Genomic DNA, 16,885 nt, shown 5'->3' with positions numbered 1-16,885 from the left:
GGGGAATCTACGCCAGGTGACGCGCGCTTTCGGTGAGGATGCGCAGGACGGTGCGAGCCCATCGCCCATCGGCACCGGCGAGGCCGCACGCGGGCGTCAGCACGATGTCGTACGCACTGTCCAGCCCGAGCATGTCGAGCCAGCGCTCCACGGTCTCGGTGACCGACTTGTCGGTGGGCGCGGCGCCTGCCGGCGCGACCGCGGGGACCACGCCGAGAGCGACCGTGTCCCCGGCCTCCAGGGCGGTGGCCAGCTCGTCGTGGTCGGCCGCGGTGAGCTGGGTCAGGTCGACGCTGATCCCCGTCGCGCCGGCCTTGCGGAGCAGGCCCAACGGGGTCCCGGGAGCGCACGAGTGCACCCACGGGGTCGCGCCCTCCTCGGCGATCGCGCCGAGCACCCACTCCAGCGCCTGGGAGGCCTCGGGAAGGTCGATGCTGCGGTGCTTGCCGAACCCCGAGGCGGTCGGCACCTGGGCGTTGAGCACGGCACTCAGCGCCGGCTCGTCGACCTGGACGACCAGGGTGTCCGCGCCCGGGAGGCGGCGGCGTACGTCACGGATGTGGGTGCGTACGCCATCGGCCAGCGCCTGCGCCAGGTCACGCCGGGCGCCGTGGTCGGCGAGCAGCTTGTCGCCGCGCGGCCGCTCGACGGTGGCGGCGAGGGTCCACGGTCCGGCGACCTGGATCTTGAACGCGCCGCCGCCGGAGGCGAGCGGAGAGTCCTGGATCAGCTCCTCGACGGTGTCGAGGTCCTGGGCGAGCAGGCTGCGGGCACGCCGGTGGTCGACCCCGGCGGAGCCGGAGGTGCCGGTCAGGCGCCAGCCCGCGGGCTGCAGGTCGGCGTCGAGTCCCTCGAGCACCGCCAGCGCCCGGCCGGTCATGTTCGCGATCGCGCCACGCGCGGGCAGCTCGGGCAGGTGCGGCAGGTCGGTGAGCTCACCGAGCACGACCCGGCAGGCCTCTGCGTAGTCCTCACCAGGCAGCGACCCGGCCCCGGTGGCCGCTGTCATCGAACTTCCTGGGCGAGAGCCACCCGGCGGGTCGTGGAGATGGTGACCGAGCCGACGACGCGGGTGCCGTCGTAGATGACCGCGGCCTGGCCCGGCGCGATGCCGTAGGCGGGGTCGAGCAGCTCGATCTCGGCTCCTTCGGGGACCACGGTGACCCGGGCCCGGTGCTCGTCGCCGTGCGCGCGCAGCTGGACGGTGCCCTCGAGGACGCCCTCGGGCGCCCGCCCGGCCCACCGCGGCCGGATCCCGGAGAGCCCGTCGACGGCCAGGTGCTCCCGGGGTCCGACGGTGACGGTGCCGGAGACCGGCTCGATGTCGAGCACGAACCGTGGCTTCCCGTCCGGCGCCGGCTTGCCGAGGCGGAGGCCCTTGCGCTGCCCGATCGTGTAGGCGTACGTCCCCTGGTGCTCGCCCAGGACCTCGCCCGTCTCGTCGACGATCGGCCCGGACTCGTTGGGTGCCCGCTCGCCCAGCTTCTCGCGCAGCCAGCCGGCGTTGTCGCCGTCGGCGACGAAGCAGATGTCGTGGGAGTCGGGCTTGTCGGCGACGAGCAGGCCACGGCGAGCGGCCTCCTCCCGCACCAGCGGCTTGGGGGTGTCCCCGAGCGGGAACAGCGAGTGCTCGAGCTGTGCCTGGTCGAGCACCCCGAGCACGTAGGACTGGTCCTTGCCGGCGTCGACGGCACGGTGCAGCTCGACCAGCCCGTCGCCGCCCTTCCGGAGCGTCGCGTAGTGGCCGGTCGCGACCGCGTCGAAGCCGAGCGCGAGCGCCCGGTCCAGCACCGCGGCGAACTTGATCTTCTCGTTGCAGCGCAGACACGGGTTGGGCGTGCGCCCCTCGGCGTACTCCGACATGAAGTCCTCGACCACGTCCTCGTGGAAGCGGTCGGAGAGGTCCCAGACGTAGAACGGGATCCCGATCACGTCGGCGGCCCGGCGGGCATCGTTGGAGTCCTCGATCGTGCAGCAGCCGCGTGCGCCCGAACGGTAGGACGCCGGGTTGCGCGAGAGTGCCAGGTGGACGCCGGTGACGTCGTGGCCGGCTTCCTTCGCACGCGCGGCGGCGACGGCGGAGTCCACTCCCCCGGACATGGCAGCCACGATCCTCATCGCTGCAACCCTGCCGCGCGACCGCGCTCGACGGCGGGTCCGATCGCCGCGACCAGCCGGTCCACGTCCTCGGTCGTGGTGGTGTGGCCGAGCGAGAAGCGCAGCGAGGAGCGCGCCTGCTCGTCGCTCTGCCCCATGGCGAGGAGGACATGAGAAGCCTGAGGTACGCCGGCCGAGCAGGCCGCACCGGTCGAGCACTCGACCCCGGCGGCGTCGAGGAGCATCAGCAGCGAGTCGCCCTCGCACCCGGGGAAGGCGATCTGGGCGTTGTTGGGGAGCCGGTGGCGACCCAGCGGCTCCAGCGGCGGGCCGTTGAGGTGGCAGTCGGGCACGACCGCCAGCACCTGCGCGACCAGCTGGTCGCGCAGGGCACCGACCCTGGCCGCGTACGCCTCCTGCTCCTTGACCGCGAGCTCGACGGCGGCTGCGAAGCCGACGATGGCCGCGGTCGCGTGGGTGCCGCTGCGTACGTCTCGCTCCTGGCCACCGCCGTGGACGAGCGCGGTCAGCTCGAGCTCGCGGCGCACGACGAGCGCGCCGGCGCCCACCGGGCCGCCGAGCTTGTGGCCGGTCAGAGAGAGCGCGTCGACGCCGCTCGTGGCGAAGTCGACCGGCACCGCGCCGACCGCCTGGACGGCGTCGGTGTGGACCGGGATGCCGTGGGCGGCGGCGAGCTCGGCGATCTCCGCGATCGGCTGCAGGGTGCCGACCTCGTTGTTGGCCCACATCACCGAGATGACCGCGACCGAGCCCGGGTCGCGCTCGATGGCGTCCTTCATCGCGGCGAGGTCGACAAGGCCGGTCTCGTCGCACGGGATCAGGTCGACGTGGGCGCCCTCGGTCGACTCCAGCCAGTGCAGCGGGTCGAGCACGGCGTGGTGCTCGACGGTGGAGGCCAGGATCCGGGTGCGCGCCGGGTCCTGACCGCGGCGCGCCCAGTAGGCACCCTTGAGCGCGAGGTTGTCGGCCTCGGTGCCGCCGGAGGTGAAGACGACCTCACCCGGCCGGGACCCGAGCGCCGCCGCGATCCGTTCTCGGGACTCCTCCAGCACCCGGCGGGCACGGCGACCCGATGCGTGCAGCGAGCTCGCGTTGCCGACCAGCGCCAGCTCCGCGGTCATCGCCTCGATCGCCGCCGAGGCCATGGGCGTCGTGGCGGCGTGGTCCAGGTAGACGGTCCGGGCATTCATCGTCTACCAAGGTTACGGCCCCATGGCGATGCTTGCTGAAACGTCGCCGCCAGTTCATCTCCTCTGCCTAAGGTCGAGAACATGTCCCAGGGATTCCGCGAATACATCGACAACCTGATCACCGAGGGTCACACCATCGGCGAGGATCACGATGACGACCCGGTGCTCCTGGATCCGGCCGGCAAGGCCGTCGACACCTGGCGCGAGAGCTATCCCTACACCGAGCGGATCGCCCGCGAGGTCTACGACGAGCAGAAGTACCTCCTCCAGGTCGAGCTGCTGAAGTTCCAGCGCTGGAACGACCGCGTCGGCGGCAAGCACGTGCTGATCTTCGAGGGCCGGGACGCGGCCGGGAAGGGCGGCACGATCAAGCGGTTCATGGAGCACCTCAACCCCCGCTACGCCCGCACGGTCGCGCTGTCCAAGCCGTCGGACCGTGAGTCGCAGCAGTGGTTCTTCCAGCGGTACGTCCAGCACCTGCCCACCGCCGGCGAGATGGTCCTCTTCGACCGGTCCTGGTACAACCGCGCCGGCGTCGAGCGGGTCATGGGCTTCGCCTCGGACGAACAGTACGAGCAGTTCATGCACCAGGTGCCGCTCTTCGAGCAGATGCTCGTCGACTCCGGCATCACCCTCACGAAGTTCTGGTTCTCGGTCGGACGCTCGGAGCAGCGGACCCGCTTCATCATCCGCCAGATCGACCCGGTGCGTCAGTGGAAGCTCTCCCCGATCGATGTGCAGTCGCTGGACAAGTGGGACTCCTACACCGCCGCCAAGGAGGAGATGTTCCGCCGCACCGACACCGACTGGGCACCCTGGACCACGATCCGCTCCAACGACAAGAAGCGCGCCCGCCTCAACGCGATGCGCTACTTCCTCGCCCACCACGACTACGACGAGAAGGACCCCGAGGTCGTCGGCACCCCCGACCCCCTCATCGTCCGGCGCGGCATCGACGCCGTCGGCGACTGACGAATCACCCCGGCCACGGGATGCGCCTGAGGTGGGCCTCGATGCTCTCCTCGAGCGCGTCGGCGTCATCTGGCTCCCGATCGGGGTACTCAGATCTTCGGCTTCATTGATCGGTCGCAGGCAAGCAAACAGGGTGGGATCGTCAATCTGGTGTCGCGTGGCACTCGATCTCGTCTATTTGGTGGCCGCCGACCCGTTACGGAGGGTGTTCTCGGCGCCGTCCGGAGTAAAGGACGGCCTGCGGCCGCCGGCTTCGCCGGTCGCCTGCGGCGATCCTTGACACCGGTCGTCGCCGAGAATTTTGGCTGTATATCGGGTCGGCGGCGGGGGTTTGGCGCGGGGACTTGGGTTGGGCGCGGGCTTGGGAGCTTGGGCGGTCGGCCAGACTGCGTCGGTCGCGCCGAACGGTGGAAGGAAAATTCTTTCCGCCTGGCGACTAGCTCGGCAGACGGGTCGGTAAGGCGAACGAATTTTCGTTCGCCGCACAGGCCGCCTCGGGCCAGGTGGTTGGCGAGTGGAAGGAATTTTCCTTCCACGCAGCGACTCCCTATCTGGCCTAGGCTCGAAGCGGTCACCTGCCGTGGGTGAGTGTTCCGTGGCCACACTCGGGCCGCCGCCCCGATAGCCAGCCAAATCTTTCTCGACATGGTCGGGTGTCAAGGACCGCGAAGCGGCCGGCGAAGCCGGCGGCCGCAGGCCGTCCTTGACTCCGGAGCAGGTCGAGAAGACCCTCGAAGAACGGGTCGGCGGCCCAGACCAACCCCGAAAACACAGCACCCGAAGAAGCAGAGCTAAGACCCGGCGTACCCCCAAAAGCCCCTGACCAACCCCAAAATCCCAGCTACGGTCCAACGACATGAAACCCCTGGGCGACGTGCCATGGCCCCCAGATCCCATCGTCACCGACCGCCTGATCCTCCGACAGACCAAGCCCGAGGACAGGCCAGGACTGGCAGAGCTGCTCTCCTCGGAGACCGTGCAGGCCTACCTCGGCGGCCCGCAGCACACCCGAGAAGAGCTGGAACAGCTGATCCCGGAGGATCCGAACACCAGGCCAGGAATCTTCGCCGTCGAGCACGCGGGCGAGTTCATCGGCAGGATCACGGTCCAGCGGCGGGATCGGGCATGGGCGCACCACGTACGCGAGGAGGGCGACGAGGTCGAGCTCGGCTACGAGCTTCTTCCGACATCGTGGGGCGCGGGCATCGCGACCGAGGCGACCCGGGCGGCACTCGGCTGGATCGAGAGGACGCTCCCGGGTGAGCCGGTCGTGCTCACCACCCAGGTGGCCAACGAACGTTCCCTGCGGCTGGCCCGGAGGCTCGGGTTCGTCGAGGTGGAGCGGTTCCTGGGCTTCGGTGCGGAGCAGTGGTTCGGGGTGCTCAAGACCGGCTAGCCCGGCGGAGCCTCATTCCTCGGGAGTACCGAGGTAGGCGACCAGCGCCAGGTGATCGGACCCCGGCACCTCGACCGTCTCGGTCGCCAGCGCGACCAGGTCGTCCCCGATCAGGACGTGGTCGATCGCGGTCGACGGCGGCAGGGGTACGCCGGCGAACCCCTCGGTCGGCCAGGTGGGCTGCCACCCGGCGTTGCTGGCCCGGGCCGCGTCCTGCATGTCGGCATCGTCGAGCAGCCGCCGGACCGTGTGGTGGTCGAGCGAGGCGTTCAGGTCACCCAGGAGGAGGTCGGGCTTCTCGGCGGCCGCCTCCTCGATCATCAGCTCCTGCTCGGCCGGCCACGACGCGAGCGTGGGCGGCGCCGGATGCGCGACGACGACCCGCCGCTCCCCCACGTCGGCAACCCAGGACCCCATCGACGTCTCGATCCGGCGCGACTTCGTGATCGGCTGGTCGGCGAAGAGCATCGTGCCGGTGGTGCCGGGGGCGGCCTCGCCGATCCGGTAGGGCAGCTGGTCACGCAGCGTCTTCGACAGCTCCGCGAACGCCTCCGGGGTGATCTCCTGGATGGCGAGCACGTTGACCTTGTGCGCACGCACCGCCTCGACCACCGCGTCGGTCTCGCCCTTGCCCTCGAACAGATTGGTGGTCATCACCGTCAACGGCTCACCGGCGCTGGTCGCGCGCGATCCCGCGTAGAGCGGCGCCTGCCAGGCCACGTGCACCGCGAGCAGCAGCGCGACGACACCGGCGAGGACCGCGAACCGCATCCGGCCGGGACCGGTGGCCAGCCAGACCAGCACCAGGACAGCGACCAGGCACAGGACGTACAACCCGACACCGAAGGGCGCGAACGCGGCCAGGCGTACCGCCCGCAGGTCCGTGCTCGCCAGCGCCCGGGAGAACGTGATCGCCAACGCGGGCAGGCCACAGAGGACCAGTACTCCCCACGCCAGCGCCAGCGGCACCCACCGGGCTCGGCTCATAGCACGACCAGGTCGTCGCGGTGGATGACCTCGCGGGCGTACGCAGCCCCCAGGTTGGCCTCGAGGTAGCCGGAGGAGCGCCCGGCCAGCCGCGGGATCTCGTCGGCGTCGTAGTTCACCAGGCCGCGCGCGACGGCCACGCCCGACGGGTCGACGACGTCGACCGGGTCACCGGCGTGGAAAGCCCCGGAATACCCGGTGACGCCCGCCGCCAGCAGCGAGGCGCCCCGCTTGCTGATCGCGGCAACCGCGCCGGCGTCGACGGTGATCGAGCCGACCGGCTCGGTGGCGTGCTGGAGCCACAGCAGGCGCGCCGGGCGCCGCTTGCCGACGGCGTGGAACAGGGTGCCGACCGCCTCGCCCGCGAGGGCGGCCTCGGCCTGAGCGGCCGAGGTCAGCACGACCGGAACACCGTCGTCGACGGCGATCCGGGCGGCCTCCAGCTTGGTCACCATCCCTCCGGTGCCGACTCCGGCGGCACCGGCCTTGCCGATGGTCACCCCGGCGAGGTCGGCCAGCGAGGTGACCTCGTCGATCCGCTGCGAGCCGGGCTGGGACGGAGGTGCGTCGTAGAGCGCGTCGACGTCGCTGAGCAGCACCAGCAGGTCGGCCTTGACCAGGTGTGCCACCAGCGCTGCGAGCCGGTCATTGTCACCGAACCGGATCTCGGAGGTGGCGACCGTGTCGTTCTCGTTGACGATCGGGAGCACACCCAGGTCGAGCAGCTTCGACAGCGTCGCGTCGGCATTGCGGTAGTGCGCCCGCCGGTTCAGGTCATCGACCGTGAGCAGCACCTGACCTGCGATGATGCCGTGTCTGGCGAGCTCGTCGGTGTAGCGGTGGACCAGCAGTCCCTGACCCACGCTCGCCGCTGCCTGCTGCTTGGCCAGCGCCCGCGGACGCTTCGCCAGCCCCAACGGCGACAACCCGGCCGCGATCGCCCCGGAGGAGACCAGCACGACCTCCTGCCCGGCGGCCCGGGTCTTGGCGAGGACGTCCACCAGCCCTCTGAGACGGCCAGGGTCGATGCCGCCGGCCGCGGTCGTCAGTGACGAGGAACCGACCTTGACGACGATCCGCCGCGCGCCGGTGACCTGGACACGACTCACTCGGCCTCCTTGACCGTGGGATCGTCCTCGGCCCAGTCGCTGTCCGGGTCGTCCTCTCCGCCGATCTCGTACGCCACCGGGCCTGCCCCGTCGCGCAGCCGGCGGGCGACGTCGGCGCGGGCCTCGAACTCTTCCTTGGTCTCCATCCCGGCGTCGATCTCGCGTCGCCGGGCGGCGGCGGGGCGCTCCTCGTAGAAGCGCTGGTCCTCGCCGCGGCGGCCGAGCATCTCGGCACCGGTCTCGATCGAGGGGCGGAAGTCGAAGACGACGGCGTTGGCAGGGTCGCCGATGATGACGGTGTCGCCCTCCTGAGCTCCGAGCTCGACCAGGCGCATCTCGACGCCGAGCCGGTTGAGGCGGTCGGCGAGGTAGCCCACGGCCTCCTCGTTCTCGAAGTCGGTCTGGCGCACCCAGCGCTCGGGCTGCGGGCCGCGGACGAGGTATTCGCCGTTCCTCGACACCTTGACCGTGAAACCGTTCTTGCCCTCCGCGCCCTCGGGGCGGAGCACGATCCGGGTCGGCGGCGCCACCGGTACGTCCTTGCGGGAGGCGGCCACCAGCTCGGCCATCGCATAGATCAGCTGTTGGGTGCCCTCACCGGAGGCCGCGGAGATCTCGAAGACCTTCATCCCGCGCTTCTCGAACTCGCCGATCGTCATCTCGGCGATCTCGCGGCCGTCGGGGACGTCGACCTTGTTCAACGCGACCAGCCGGGGCCGGTCCTCGAGGCCGCCGTGGCGGGTGAGCTCGTTCTCGATGACATCGAGGTCGTCGATCGGGTTGCGGCCCGGCTCGATGCTCGCGGTGTCGATGACGTGGACGAGCGCGGCACAGCGCTCGATGTGGCGCAGGAACTCGTGGCCGAGGCCGCGGCCGTCGGCAGCACCCTCGATCAGGCCCGGTACGTCGGCGACGGTGAAGGTGATCTCGCCGCCCTTCACGACGCCGAGGTTGGGCACCAGGGTCGTGAACGGGTAGTCGGCGATCTTCGGCCTGGCTCGCGAGATGGCCGCGATCAGGGACGACTTGCCGGCGCTCGGGAACCCGACCAGCCCGATGTCGGCCACGACCTTGAGCTCGAGCCCGATCTCGCGCGCCTCGCCCGGCTCGCCGAGGAGCGCGAAGCCGGGGGCCTTGCGCTTGGAGGAGGCCAGCGCCGCGTTGCCGAGCCCGCCACGGCCGCCCTCGGCGATCACCAGCTCGGAGCCCGGACCGACCAGGTCGGCGAGTACGTTGCCGTTCATGTCGGTCACCACGGTGCCGTCGGGGACGGAGAGCACCATGTCCTCGCCGTGGGCGCCGTTCTTGTGGTCACCGGCGCCCTGGCCGCCGTTGGGGGCCTTGCGCTTGGGGCTGTGGTGGTAGTCGATCAGGGTCGTCACGTCGGGGTCGACGCGCAGGATGATCGATCCGCCCGGGCCGCCGTTGCCGCCGTCGGGGCCGCCCAGCGGCTTGAACTTCTCACGGTGCACCGACGCCACCCCGTGTCCGCCGCGACCGGCCTCGACGTGGAGGGTGACGCGGTCGACGAAAGTGGGTACAGCCATGCCCTCAGCCTACCGACGGCGCGCCCCACACTTGTTATCCGCGCGACTCGGCGGGGTGCCGGGTGCAGACTGTGCGCATGCGTGTGGGAACTGTGATGTGGCCGATCGAGGACTGGCCGGCGATGGGCGAGCGTTGGGCACAGGCCGAGCAGCTCGGGTTCGAGACGGCGTGGGTCTACGACCACCTGGCCTGGCGCGGGCACAGCCCGTGGGAGGAGGCGTTCACGTCGATGGCGGCCGCAGCCGCCCTGACCTCCACGATCCGGCTCGGAACGCTGGTGACCACCCCCAACTTCCGTACGCCGATCCCGACCGCCGCCGCGATCCGCAGCCTCGACCGGATCTCCGGCGGGCGGATCACGATCGGCATCGGAGCGGGTGGGGACGACCACACCTCCGACGGGGACGTGCTCGGGCGCGAGTTCACGCCTCGCGAGCGCGCGGACCGGTTCGCGGAGTGGACCCGCACCGTCGACCTGCTGCTGCGCGACTCACCGGTGACGATCGACGGCGAGCACTGGCAGACCCACGAGGTCACCGTCTCCCCGGGCCAGGTGCAGCGGCCGCGCACGCCGCTGTGGCTGGCCGGCAACGGCCCGCGCGGGATCCGGCTCGCCGCCGAGGTCGGCGACGGGTGGATCGCCAACCCGAAGGCCGAGAACCCGAAGGCGTACGTCGCCGAGCGGCTCGAGATGCTGCGGGAGGCGTGCGAGAAGCGCGGACGGGACTACGACACGATGCCGAAGCTGTTCATGTCCGGCTTCACCGAGGAGCCCTGGACCGAGTCGGCCGACGCCTTCGAGGACCTGGCCGGCTCCTACGCCGAGATCGGGATCACCGACATCGCGATCCACTGGCCGCGGCCGGGGACGCGCTGGGAGGTCTCGCAGCAGGTCTTCGAGGCGATCGCGGCACGCGCGGCATCTGTCTGAGCCTTCGTCAAGGTATGCAGGTCAAGGCGCACATCCCCAGCGGAGCTCCGCACGGGATGTGTTCCTTCGGCTGCATACCCTTCGACAGGCTCAGGACAACGCCTTGACGAAGGAGCACCAGAAAACGCCGAAGGGCCCTCTCCTGGTGGAGAGGGCCCTTCGAAAGCTTGCTCAGGCGTCGCCCGGAACGATGTTGATCACCCGGCGGCCACGGCGCTTGCCGAACTCGACCGCACCCGCCTGCAGGGCGAACAGGGTGTCGTCGCCGCCACGGCCGACGTTGGTGCCGGGGTGGAAGTGCGTGCCACGCTGGCGGACGATGATCTCGCCGGCGCCGACGAGCTGGCCGCCGAAGCGCTTCACACCGAGGCGCTGGGCGTTGGAGTCGCGACCGTTCTTGGTGCTTGCCGCACCCTTCTTGTGTGCCATCTTCTCAGTCCTTTAAGTGTCTCTAGAACGCCGGAATCAGGCGTTGATCGCGGTGACCTTGACCTGGGTGTACTTCTGACGGTGACCCTGGCGCTTCTTGTAGCCGGTCTTGTTCTTGTACTTCTGGATGATGATCTTCGGGCCCTTGGAGGCACCGACGATCTCAGCCGCAACCGAAGCCTTGTCGAGGCCGGTCGAGGTCACGTTCTCGCCGTCGACCAGGAGGACCACGGGGAGCGAGACGGACGAGCCGTTCTCACCGTCGAGGCGGTCGATCTCGATGACGTCGCCGACAACGACCTTCTGCTGCTTGCTGCCAGCCTTCACGATCGCGTACACCGCGGTCTCCTTCATTGCTCCGAACTCAAAGTCTTGTGTCGACCCGCGGCAAGGCAGACCGGACCCCGAAGCGATAGGTGCCAGCAGATGCCTGCAGGAACGGCGCACTGCGCACGCCGAGATTCAATCTTACGTACGCGGCGAGGTAGCCGCAAAACGCCGCGACACCGTCCACCCGGACAGTGCCCGCGACATGGTGCCCCAGAAGGCCCCGATCGCGCCAACCGGGCGCCCGGTTCGGCCACAACCCCTACGAACCGGGCACGATTCCGGGCATGATGGCGCCCGTGACGTCGACCGAACCGCCGCTCGCGCAGAGCACGGAGACCCGGCAGGAGGAGATCCTGGCGCGCGCACGCACGACCGGCCGGGTCTCGGTGACCGACCTCGCGCCCGACCTCGGGGTGAGCGTCGAGACGATCCGGCGCGACCTCAAGGTGCTCGCCGACCGCGGCGTCGTGGAGCGGGTCTACGGGGGCGCGGTCGCCCTGGAGAGCGGCAGCTTCGAGACCTCGCTCGAGTTCCGCGCGGGCCGCGACGTCGACGAGAAGCACCGGATCGCCCGGGCCGCCCTCCAGCACCGGCACGGTGCGGAGACGATCTACATCGACGAAGGCACGATGCCGCAGTTCCTGGCCGAGGAGCTGCTCGGCCAAGGACCCGCGACGATCATCACCCCATCGCTCCCGGTGGCCACCCGTCTCTCCGCCGATCCGGAGCTCACCGTGATCATCCTGGGCGGGCGGGTCCGCACCATCACCCGGGGCGTCGTGGACCAGTGGGCGACCCGGATGCTCGCCGACCTGGTGATCGACCTGGCCTACATCGGTGCCAACGGGATCTCCCGCGAGCAGGGCCTGACCACCCAGGACCCCTCGGTCGCCGCGGTGAAGCGGACCGCCATCGAGCGCTCCAGGCGGCGGATCTTCTTCGGCGCCCACACCAAGTTCGGGGCCTCCAGCCTGTGCCGTTTCGCCGGCGTACGCGACTTCGAGCTGCTCATCACCGGCACCGAGCTCGCGGCCAGCGATGCCCGCCGGTTCTCGGCGCTGGGCCCCCGGGTCATCCGGGCCTGAGAAGGGGCTTGAGAACGGGCCTGAGAACGGGCAGCAACCGGGCGCCTCGGGCGCACCGACCGGGCTAGGGGGTCCGGCCCGAACTACGCCATCGTGGTCCGTGACGACAGTCACACTGCGAGGAGGCAGATCGATGCGGGCACGGAGACGGACCTCCGCAGCGCTGACAGCGCTCTCATTGGCCACCGTTTTGTTGACGGCATGCGGAACCGGCGGCCTGGGCGCCGGCGGGACGAGCGCGGGTGAGCACAGCATCACGGTGCTGATGGTCAACAACCCCCAGATGCTCGAGCTCCAGGAGCTCACCGCGGAGCACTTCACCGAGGAGACCGGGATCGAGGTGAACTTCGTGGTCAAGGTCGAGCAGGACATGCGCGACACCGCCAGCACCGAGTTCGCCAATCAGTCCGGGATCTATGACGTGGCGACGCTGTCCAACTTCGAGATCCCCTACTACGCCGAGGCCGGCTGGATCTCGGACATGGAGAGCATCGCGAACGACCCGGAGTTCGACCAGGACGACATCTTGCCGCCGATGACCGAGGCGCTCTCAGCGGGAGGCAAGGTCTATGGCCAGCCGTTCTACGGCGAGTCCTCGTTCCTGATGTACCGCAAGGATCTCTTCGAGAAGCACGGCCTCGAGATGCCGACGAACCCGACCTGGGAGCAGGTCGCCGGCTTCGCCGCCCAGATCGACGAGGCCGAGGCCGACATGCGCGGCATCTGCCTGCGCGGCCTGGCCGGCTGGGGCGACAACCTCGCCTCGATCACGACGGTGGTCAACACCATGGGCGGCACCTGGTTCGACGAGGACTGGAACGCCCAGGTCGACAAGGGCGGCTTCAAGAAGGCGGCCAACTTCTACGTCGACCTGGTCCGCGAGCACGGCGAGGCAGGCGCCGCGACCTTCAGCTTCCCGCAGTGCCTCAACGCCATGCAGCAGGGCAAGGTCGCGATGTGGTACGACGCCACCTCCGGTGCCGGGTCGCTGGAAGCCGAGGAGTCGCCGGTCAAGGGCAAGGTCGGCTACGTGGCCGCGCCGCACGACCAGACCGAGAACGCCGGCTGGCTCTACACCTGGGCCTGGGCGATCCAGAAGGCCTCCCAGCACCAGGAGGACGCCAAGAAGTTCGTCGCCTGGGCCTCCAGCAAGGAGTACGAGCAGCTGGTGATGGCCGACACCGAGAACGACACCGGCGGGCCGACCAACGTTCCCGCGGGCAAGCGTGCCTCGACCTATGCGGACCCCGAGTACCTCGAGGTGGCCGGCTCCTTCGCGACCCCGACCATGAACGCGATCAAGAACGCCCAGGCGGACAACCCCGGGGTCCAGAAGCGGCCCTACAACGGCATCCAGTTCGTCGGCGTTCCCAGCTTCACCGACTTCGGCACCGAGTGCGCCAAACAGCTCAGCAGCGCCATCTCGGGCTCGAAGACCACCGACGCGGCACTCGACCGCTGTCAGTCGCTCGCCCAGGCGTACGGCGACGTCCAGAAGGAGAAGCAGTGATGGCCACCGTGACCGCACCACTCCGCGAAGCGACCGAGCCGGAGGCGAGCCGGCCGCCTGAGGCGTACAAGAAATGGGGCCGGGAGTCCTGGAAGCTGCGCGCGCCGCTGCTGCCCGCCCTGATCTTCCTGATCGTGGTGACGCAGCTGCCCTTCGTGGCGACGCTGGTGATGTCGTTCATGAACTGGAGCGCCCAGCCCGACGCACCGGAGCGCAGCTTCGCCGGCTTGGACAACTTCAAGACCGTGTTCACGACGCCGGCGTACCGTACGGCCGTCCTGAACACGATCGAGATGACCGTGGTCGTCGTCGGGGTCAGCGCCCTGCTCGCCCTCGGGATCGCGCTGCTGCTCAACCATGCGTTCATCGGCCGCGGTGTGGTGCGCACGATGATGATCGCGCCGTTCCTGATCGTCCCGATCGCGGCCGCGGTCTTCTGGGGCAACGGCATCCTGATGACCGGGTTCGGCCTGGTCGACGGCGTGCTCGGTCAGCTCGGCGTGCCGGGCGCCCAGGACATCGCCTTCCTCACCGACCATCCCAAGCTCGCCATCGAGATCCAGCTGATCTGGCAGTGGACGCCGTTCATGATGCTGATCCTGCTCGCCGGGCTGCAGTCGCAGGACCCTGAGGTCCTGGAGGCGGCGAGCATCGACGGCTGCAACGGGTGGCAGACGTTCGTGCACATGACGCTCCCCCACGTACGCCGCTATCTCGAGCTCTCGATCGTGCTCGGCACGATCTTCATCGTCCAGAACTTCGACTCGGTCCTGGGCATGACCGGTGGGCTGAACTCCACCAACATCCCCTACGCCGTCTACGAGACGTTCTACTCGGCCAAGGACTACGGGGTCGCCTCCGCACTGGGCGTCGTCGTGGTCATCGGCTCACTGATCATCGCGACCTTCGCGCTGCGCGTCGTGTCGTCCCTGCTCGAGGAGGAGAGCCGATGAACACATGGAACCGGCAGCGGGTGGCGAAGATCGTCATCCCGATCGCAGCGTGGCTGGTCGGCATCATCTTCGTGATCCCGATCCTCTACATGGTCCTGACCTCGCTGCACGCACCGCAGGACGCCCAGACCTACCCGCCCAGCTGGGGCGCCCCGCTGACGCTGGAGAACTACAGCGGCCTGTTCACCTCCGCGAACCCGATCACCCCGGCACTGATCAACTCGGTGATCACCAGCGTGATCTCGACGCTGCTCGTGCTCGTCCTGGCCATCCCCGCGGCGTACGCCCTGGCGATCAAGCCGGTCAAGAAGTGGTCGGACGCGATGTTCTTCTTCCTGTCGACGAAGATGCTGCCGATGGTCGCGGGGATCCTGCCGATCTACCTGTTCACGACCCAGGTCATCAAGATGCCCGACAACGTGATCATCCTGATCCTGCTCTACACCGCGATGAACCTGCCGATCGCGGTCTGGATGATGCGCTCGTTCCTGGCCGAGGTGCCGCCCGCGATCATCGAGGCAGCATCGATCGACGGCGCCAGCACGCTCCGGATCCTGACCCGCATCGTGGCGCCGATCTCGATGCCCGGGGTCGCGGCCACGTCGCTGATCTGCTTCATCTTCGCGTGGAACGAGCAGCTCTACGCCAAGGTGCTCACCAGCGTCGCCGCGCAGACCGGACCGGTCTTCGTGAACACCCTGATCCAGACCGAGCACGCCTACCTCGCCGAGCTGGCGGCCGGGGCGACGCTGATCTCGCTGCCCGTGCTCATCGCCGGCTTCGCCGCTCAGGACAAGCTGGTGCAGGGACTCTCCCTCGGGGCCGTCAAATGACCCAGGCTCGACTCACGACGGCTCGGCTCGGCGAGCTGTCCGCGGCTGTCGCCGTCCCCACCTATGACCGAACCGCCATCACCCCCGGGATCGTGCATCTCGGGGTCGGGGGCTTCCACCGCGCCCACCAGGCGCGCTACGTCGACGACCTGCTCGCCTCGGGCATCCGCGACTGGGGCATCGTCGGGGTGGGGCTCATGCCCCAGGACGTACGCATGCGGGATGCTCTCGCCGCGCAGGACCACCTCTACACGCTCGTCGAGCGGGCGCCGGACGGGGGCGTGCGAGGGCGGGTGATCGGGTCGATCATCGACTACCTCTTCGCCCCCGACTCCCCCGCGGACGTGCTGAGGCTGCTCACCGACCCGCGGATCCGGATCGTGTCGCTGACCATCACCGAGGGCGGCTATCACGTCAACCAGGCGACCGGCGGCTTCGACGCCTCCGACCCCGCCATCCAGGAGGACCTGCGGCCGGGTGCGGCGCCCTCGACGGCGTTCGGCTACGTCGTGGAGGCGCTGGCTCGCCGTCGTGCCGCCGGGGTGGCGCCGTTCACGGTCATGTCGTGCGACAACATCGCCGGCAACGGCGAGGTCGCCCGGGCGATGCTGTCGGCGTTCGCGTCCCTGCGCGACCCGGACCTGGGTGAGTGGATCACCTCCGAGGTGGCCTTCCCCAGCTCGATGGTGGACCGGATCACCCCGGCGACCACCGACGCCGACGTCGAGGAGGTCGGCTGGCGGTTCGGGATCGGCGACGCCTGGCCGGTGATCAGCGAGCCGTTCTCCCAGTGGGTGCTCGAGGACAACTTCCCGCAGGGTCGGCCGCCGTTCGAGCAGGCCGGGGTGGAGATGGTGCCCGACGTCGAGCCGTACGAGCTGATGAAGCTGCGGCTCCTCAATGCCAGCCACCAGGCGCTGTGCTATCTCGGCTATCTGTCCGGCTACCGCTACGCCCACGAGGTCTGCACGGACCCGCTCTTCGTCGACTTCCTGCTCGGCTACATGTCGCAGGAGGGCGCCCCGACCCTGCCGCAGGTGCCCGGCGTGGATCTGCCGGGCTACCAGCGTGAGCTGATCGCCCGCTTCGCCAACCCCTACATCCGCGACACCCTGGCGCGGCTGTGCGCGGAGAGCTCCGACCGGATCCCGAAGTGGCTCGTCCCGGTCATCACCGCCCAGCTGGGTCGTGGCGGCTCGGTCCGTCGATCGGCGCTCGTCGTCGCGTCCTGGGCCCGCTATGCCGAGGGGGTCGACGAGCAGGGTTCGCCCATCGACATCGTCGACCGGCGCCGGGCCGACGTGACGGCCCGCGCGATCGCGCAGCGCGAGGACCCGCTCGCCTTCCTCCGCGACCCCGACCTCTTCGGCGACCTCGTCGACTCCCCCGAGTTCACCGAGCCGTACGCCGAGGCGTTGGCGTCTCTGCACTCCGTCGGGGCACGCAAGACTCTCGAGATCTGGGAGGACTGAGCGCTCTAAGACAGCACGACGC

The 16,885-nt window shown here is 69.7% G+C and carries 16 protein-coding genes; 8 read left to right on the top strand and 8 right to left on the bottom strand.

What is annotated here, in order from left to right; all coding sequences use genetic code 11:
• Positions 1 to 7: 7 nt before the first annotated feature.
• From ACIRON_RS27570 to ACIRON_RS27560, 3 genes are read right to left on the bottom strand one after another with little or no spacing between them, the layout of a single operon-like run.
• Complete coding sequence (locus ACIRON_RS27570) at positions 8 to 1,009, bottom strand: methionine synthase (protein WP_402997610.1); 1,002 nt, start codon at positions 1,007 to 1,009, stop codon at positions 8 to 10.
• Entirely contained in the window at positions 1,006 to 2,118 is a 1,113-nt protein-coding gene (gene mnmA, locus ACIRON_RS27565) for a tRNA 2-thiouridine(34) synthase MnmA (protein ID WP_402997607.1), read from the bottom strand. The genes ACIRON_RS27570 and mnmA overlap by 4 nt, the downstream gene beginning before the upstream one ends.
• Positions 2,115 to 3,308 (bottom strand): cysteine desulfurase family protein, encoded by a 1,194-nt coding sequence (locus tag ACIRON_RS27560; RefSeq protein WP_402997604.1) that lies wholly within the window; start codon positions 3,306 to 3,308, stop codon positions 2,115 to 2,117. Before ACIRON_RS27560 ends, mnmA begins: the two co-directional genes overlap by 4 nt.
• A gap of 81 nt (positions 3,309 to 3,389) precedes the next feature.
• Here ACIRON_RS27560 and ppk2 point away from each other — a divergent pair, with 81 nt between their 5' ends.
• Both ppk2 and ACIRON_RS27550 read left to right on the top strand, forming a co-directional pair.
• Positions 3,390 to 4,280, top strand: a complete 891-nt coding sequence (gene ppk2 / locus ACIRON_RS27555) for a polyphosphate kinase 2 (RefSeq protein ID WP_402997601.1) — start codon at positions 3,390 to 3,392, stop codon at positions 4,278 to 4,280.
• Positions 4,281 to 5,136: 856 nt separating this feature from the next.
• Complete coding sequence (locus ACIRON_RS27550; protein WP_402997598.1) at positions 5,137 to 5,676, top strand: GNAT family N-acetyltransferase; 540 nt, start codon at positions 5,137 to 5,139, stop codon at positions 5,674 to 5,676.
• A gap of 12 nt (positions 5,677 to 5,688) precedes the next feature.
• Here the strand turns inward: ACIRON_RS27550 and ACIRON_RS27545 are convergent, their stop codons facing one another.
• From ACIRON_RS27545 to obgE, 3 genes are read right to left on the bottom strand one after another with little or no spacing between them, the layout of a single operon-like run.
• Positions 5,689 to 6,663 (bottom strand): endonuclease/exonuclease/phosphatase family protein, encoded by a 975-nt coding sequence (locus ACIRON_RS27545; RefSeq protein ID WP_402997595.1) that lies wholly within the window; start codon positions 6,661 to 6,663, stop codon positions 5,689 to 5,691.
• A complete protein-coding gene (gene proB / locus ACIRON_RS27540; RefSeq protein WP_402997592.1) occupies positions 6,660 to 7,772 on the bottom strand; it encodes a glutamate 5-kinase in 1,113 nt (370 codons plus the stop codon). The genes ACIRON_RS27545 and proB overlap by 4 nt, the downstream gene beginning before the upstream one ends.
• Positions 7,769 to 9,319, bottom strand: coding sequence for a GTPase ObgE (gene obgE, locus ACIRON_RS27535; RefSeq protein WP_402997589.1), 1,551 nt, complete (start codon positions 9,317 to 9,319; stop codon positions 7,769 to 7,771). Before obgE ends, proB begins: the two co-directional genes overlap by 4 nt.
• Positions 9,320 to 9,396: 77 nt before the next feature.
• Between obgE and ACIRON_RS27530 the strand changes: the two genes are divergently transcribed.
• Positions 9,397 to 10,251, top strand: coding sequence for an LLM class flavin-dependent oxidoreductase (locus ACIRON_RS27530; RefSeq protein WP_402997586.1), 855 nt, complete (start codon positions 9,397 to 9,399; stop codon positions 10,249 to 10,251).
• A 171-nt stretch (positions 10,252 to 10,422) separates the two neighbouring features.
• Here ACIRON_RS27530 and rpmA read toward each other — a convergent pair whose 3' ends face one another.
• Both rpmA and rplU read right to left on the bottom strand, forming a co-directional pair.
• The gene (gene rpmA, locus ACIRON_RS27525) at positions 10,423 to 10,680 is read right to left on the bottom strand and encodes a 50S ribosomal protein L27 (RefSeq protein ID WP_091049338.1); all 258 of its coding nucleotides are present in this window, start codon (positions 10,678 to 10,680) and stop codon (positions 10,423 to 10,425) included.
• Between the two features lie 36 nt (positions 10,681 to 10,716).
• Positions 10,717 to 11,019 carry a 50S ribosomal protein L21 gene (gene rplU, locus ACIRON_RS27520; protein WP_091050071.1) on the bottom strand — a complete coding sequence of 101 codons (303 nt, stop codon included), beginning with the start codon at positions 11,017 to 11,019 and terminating at the stop codon, positions 10,717 to 10,719.
• Between the two features lie 287 nt (positions 11,020 to 11,306).
• On the opposite strand from rplU, the gene ACIRON_RS27515 reads away from it, so the two are divergent.
• From ACIRON_RS27515 to ACIRON_RS27495, 5 genes are all read left to right on the top strand, one after another.
• Positions 11,307 to 12,095 (top strand): DeoR/GlpR family DNA-binding transcription regulator, encoded by a 789-nt coding sequence (locus ACIRON_RS27515; protein ID WP_378732810.1) that lies wholly within the window; start codon positions 11,307 to 11,309, stop codon positions 12,093 to 12,095.
• A gap of 133 nt (positions 12,096 to 12,228) precedes the next feature.
• On the top strand, positions 12,229 to 13,605 hold the full coding sequence (locus tag ACIRON_RS27510; protein ID WP_402997581.1) for an ABC transporter substrate-binding protein: 1,377 nt from the start codon (positions 12,229 to 12,231) through the stop codon (positions 13,603 to 13,605).
• Positions 13,605 to 14,558: a carbohydrate ABC transporter permease gene (locus ACIRON_RS27505; protein ID WP_402997578.1), complete on the top strand. Its 954-nt coding sequence runs from the start codon at positions 13,605 to 13,607 to the stop codon at positions 14,556 to 14,558. Before ACIRON_RS27510 ends, ACIRON_RS27505 begins: the two co-directional genes overlap by 1 nt.
• Positions 14,555 to 15,391: a carbohydrate ABC transporter permease gene (locus tag ACIRON_RS27500; RefSeq protein ID WP_402997575.1), complete on the top strand. Its 837-nt coding sequence runs from the start codon at positions 14,555 to 14,557 to the stop codon at positions 15,389 to 15,391. Before ACIRON_RS27505 ends, ACIRON_RS27500 begins: the two co-directional genes overlap by 4 nt.
• Entirely contained in the window at positions 15,388 to 16,863 is a 1,476-nt protein-coding gene (locus tag ACIRON_RS27495; RefSeq protein ID WP_402997572.1) for a mannitol dehydrogenase family protein, read from the top strand. Before ACIRON_RS27500 ends, ACIRON_RS27495 begins: the two co-directional genes overlap by 4 nt.
• Positions 16,864 to 16,885 lie beyond the last annotated feature (22 nt).

Source organism: Nocardioides sp. NPDC101246 (genome assembly GCF_044767415.1).
In the GTDB taxonomy this organism is placed as follows: domain Bacteria; phylum Actinomycetota; class Actinomycetes; order Propionibacteriales; family Nocardioidaceae; genus Nocardioides.
The sequence above is the reverse complement of the archived record's forward strand: the minus strand, read 5'-3'. Positions and strand labels throughout refer to the sequence as shown.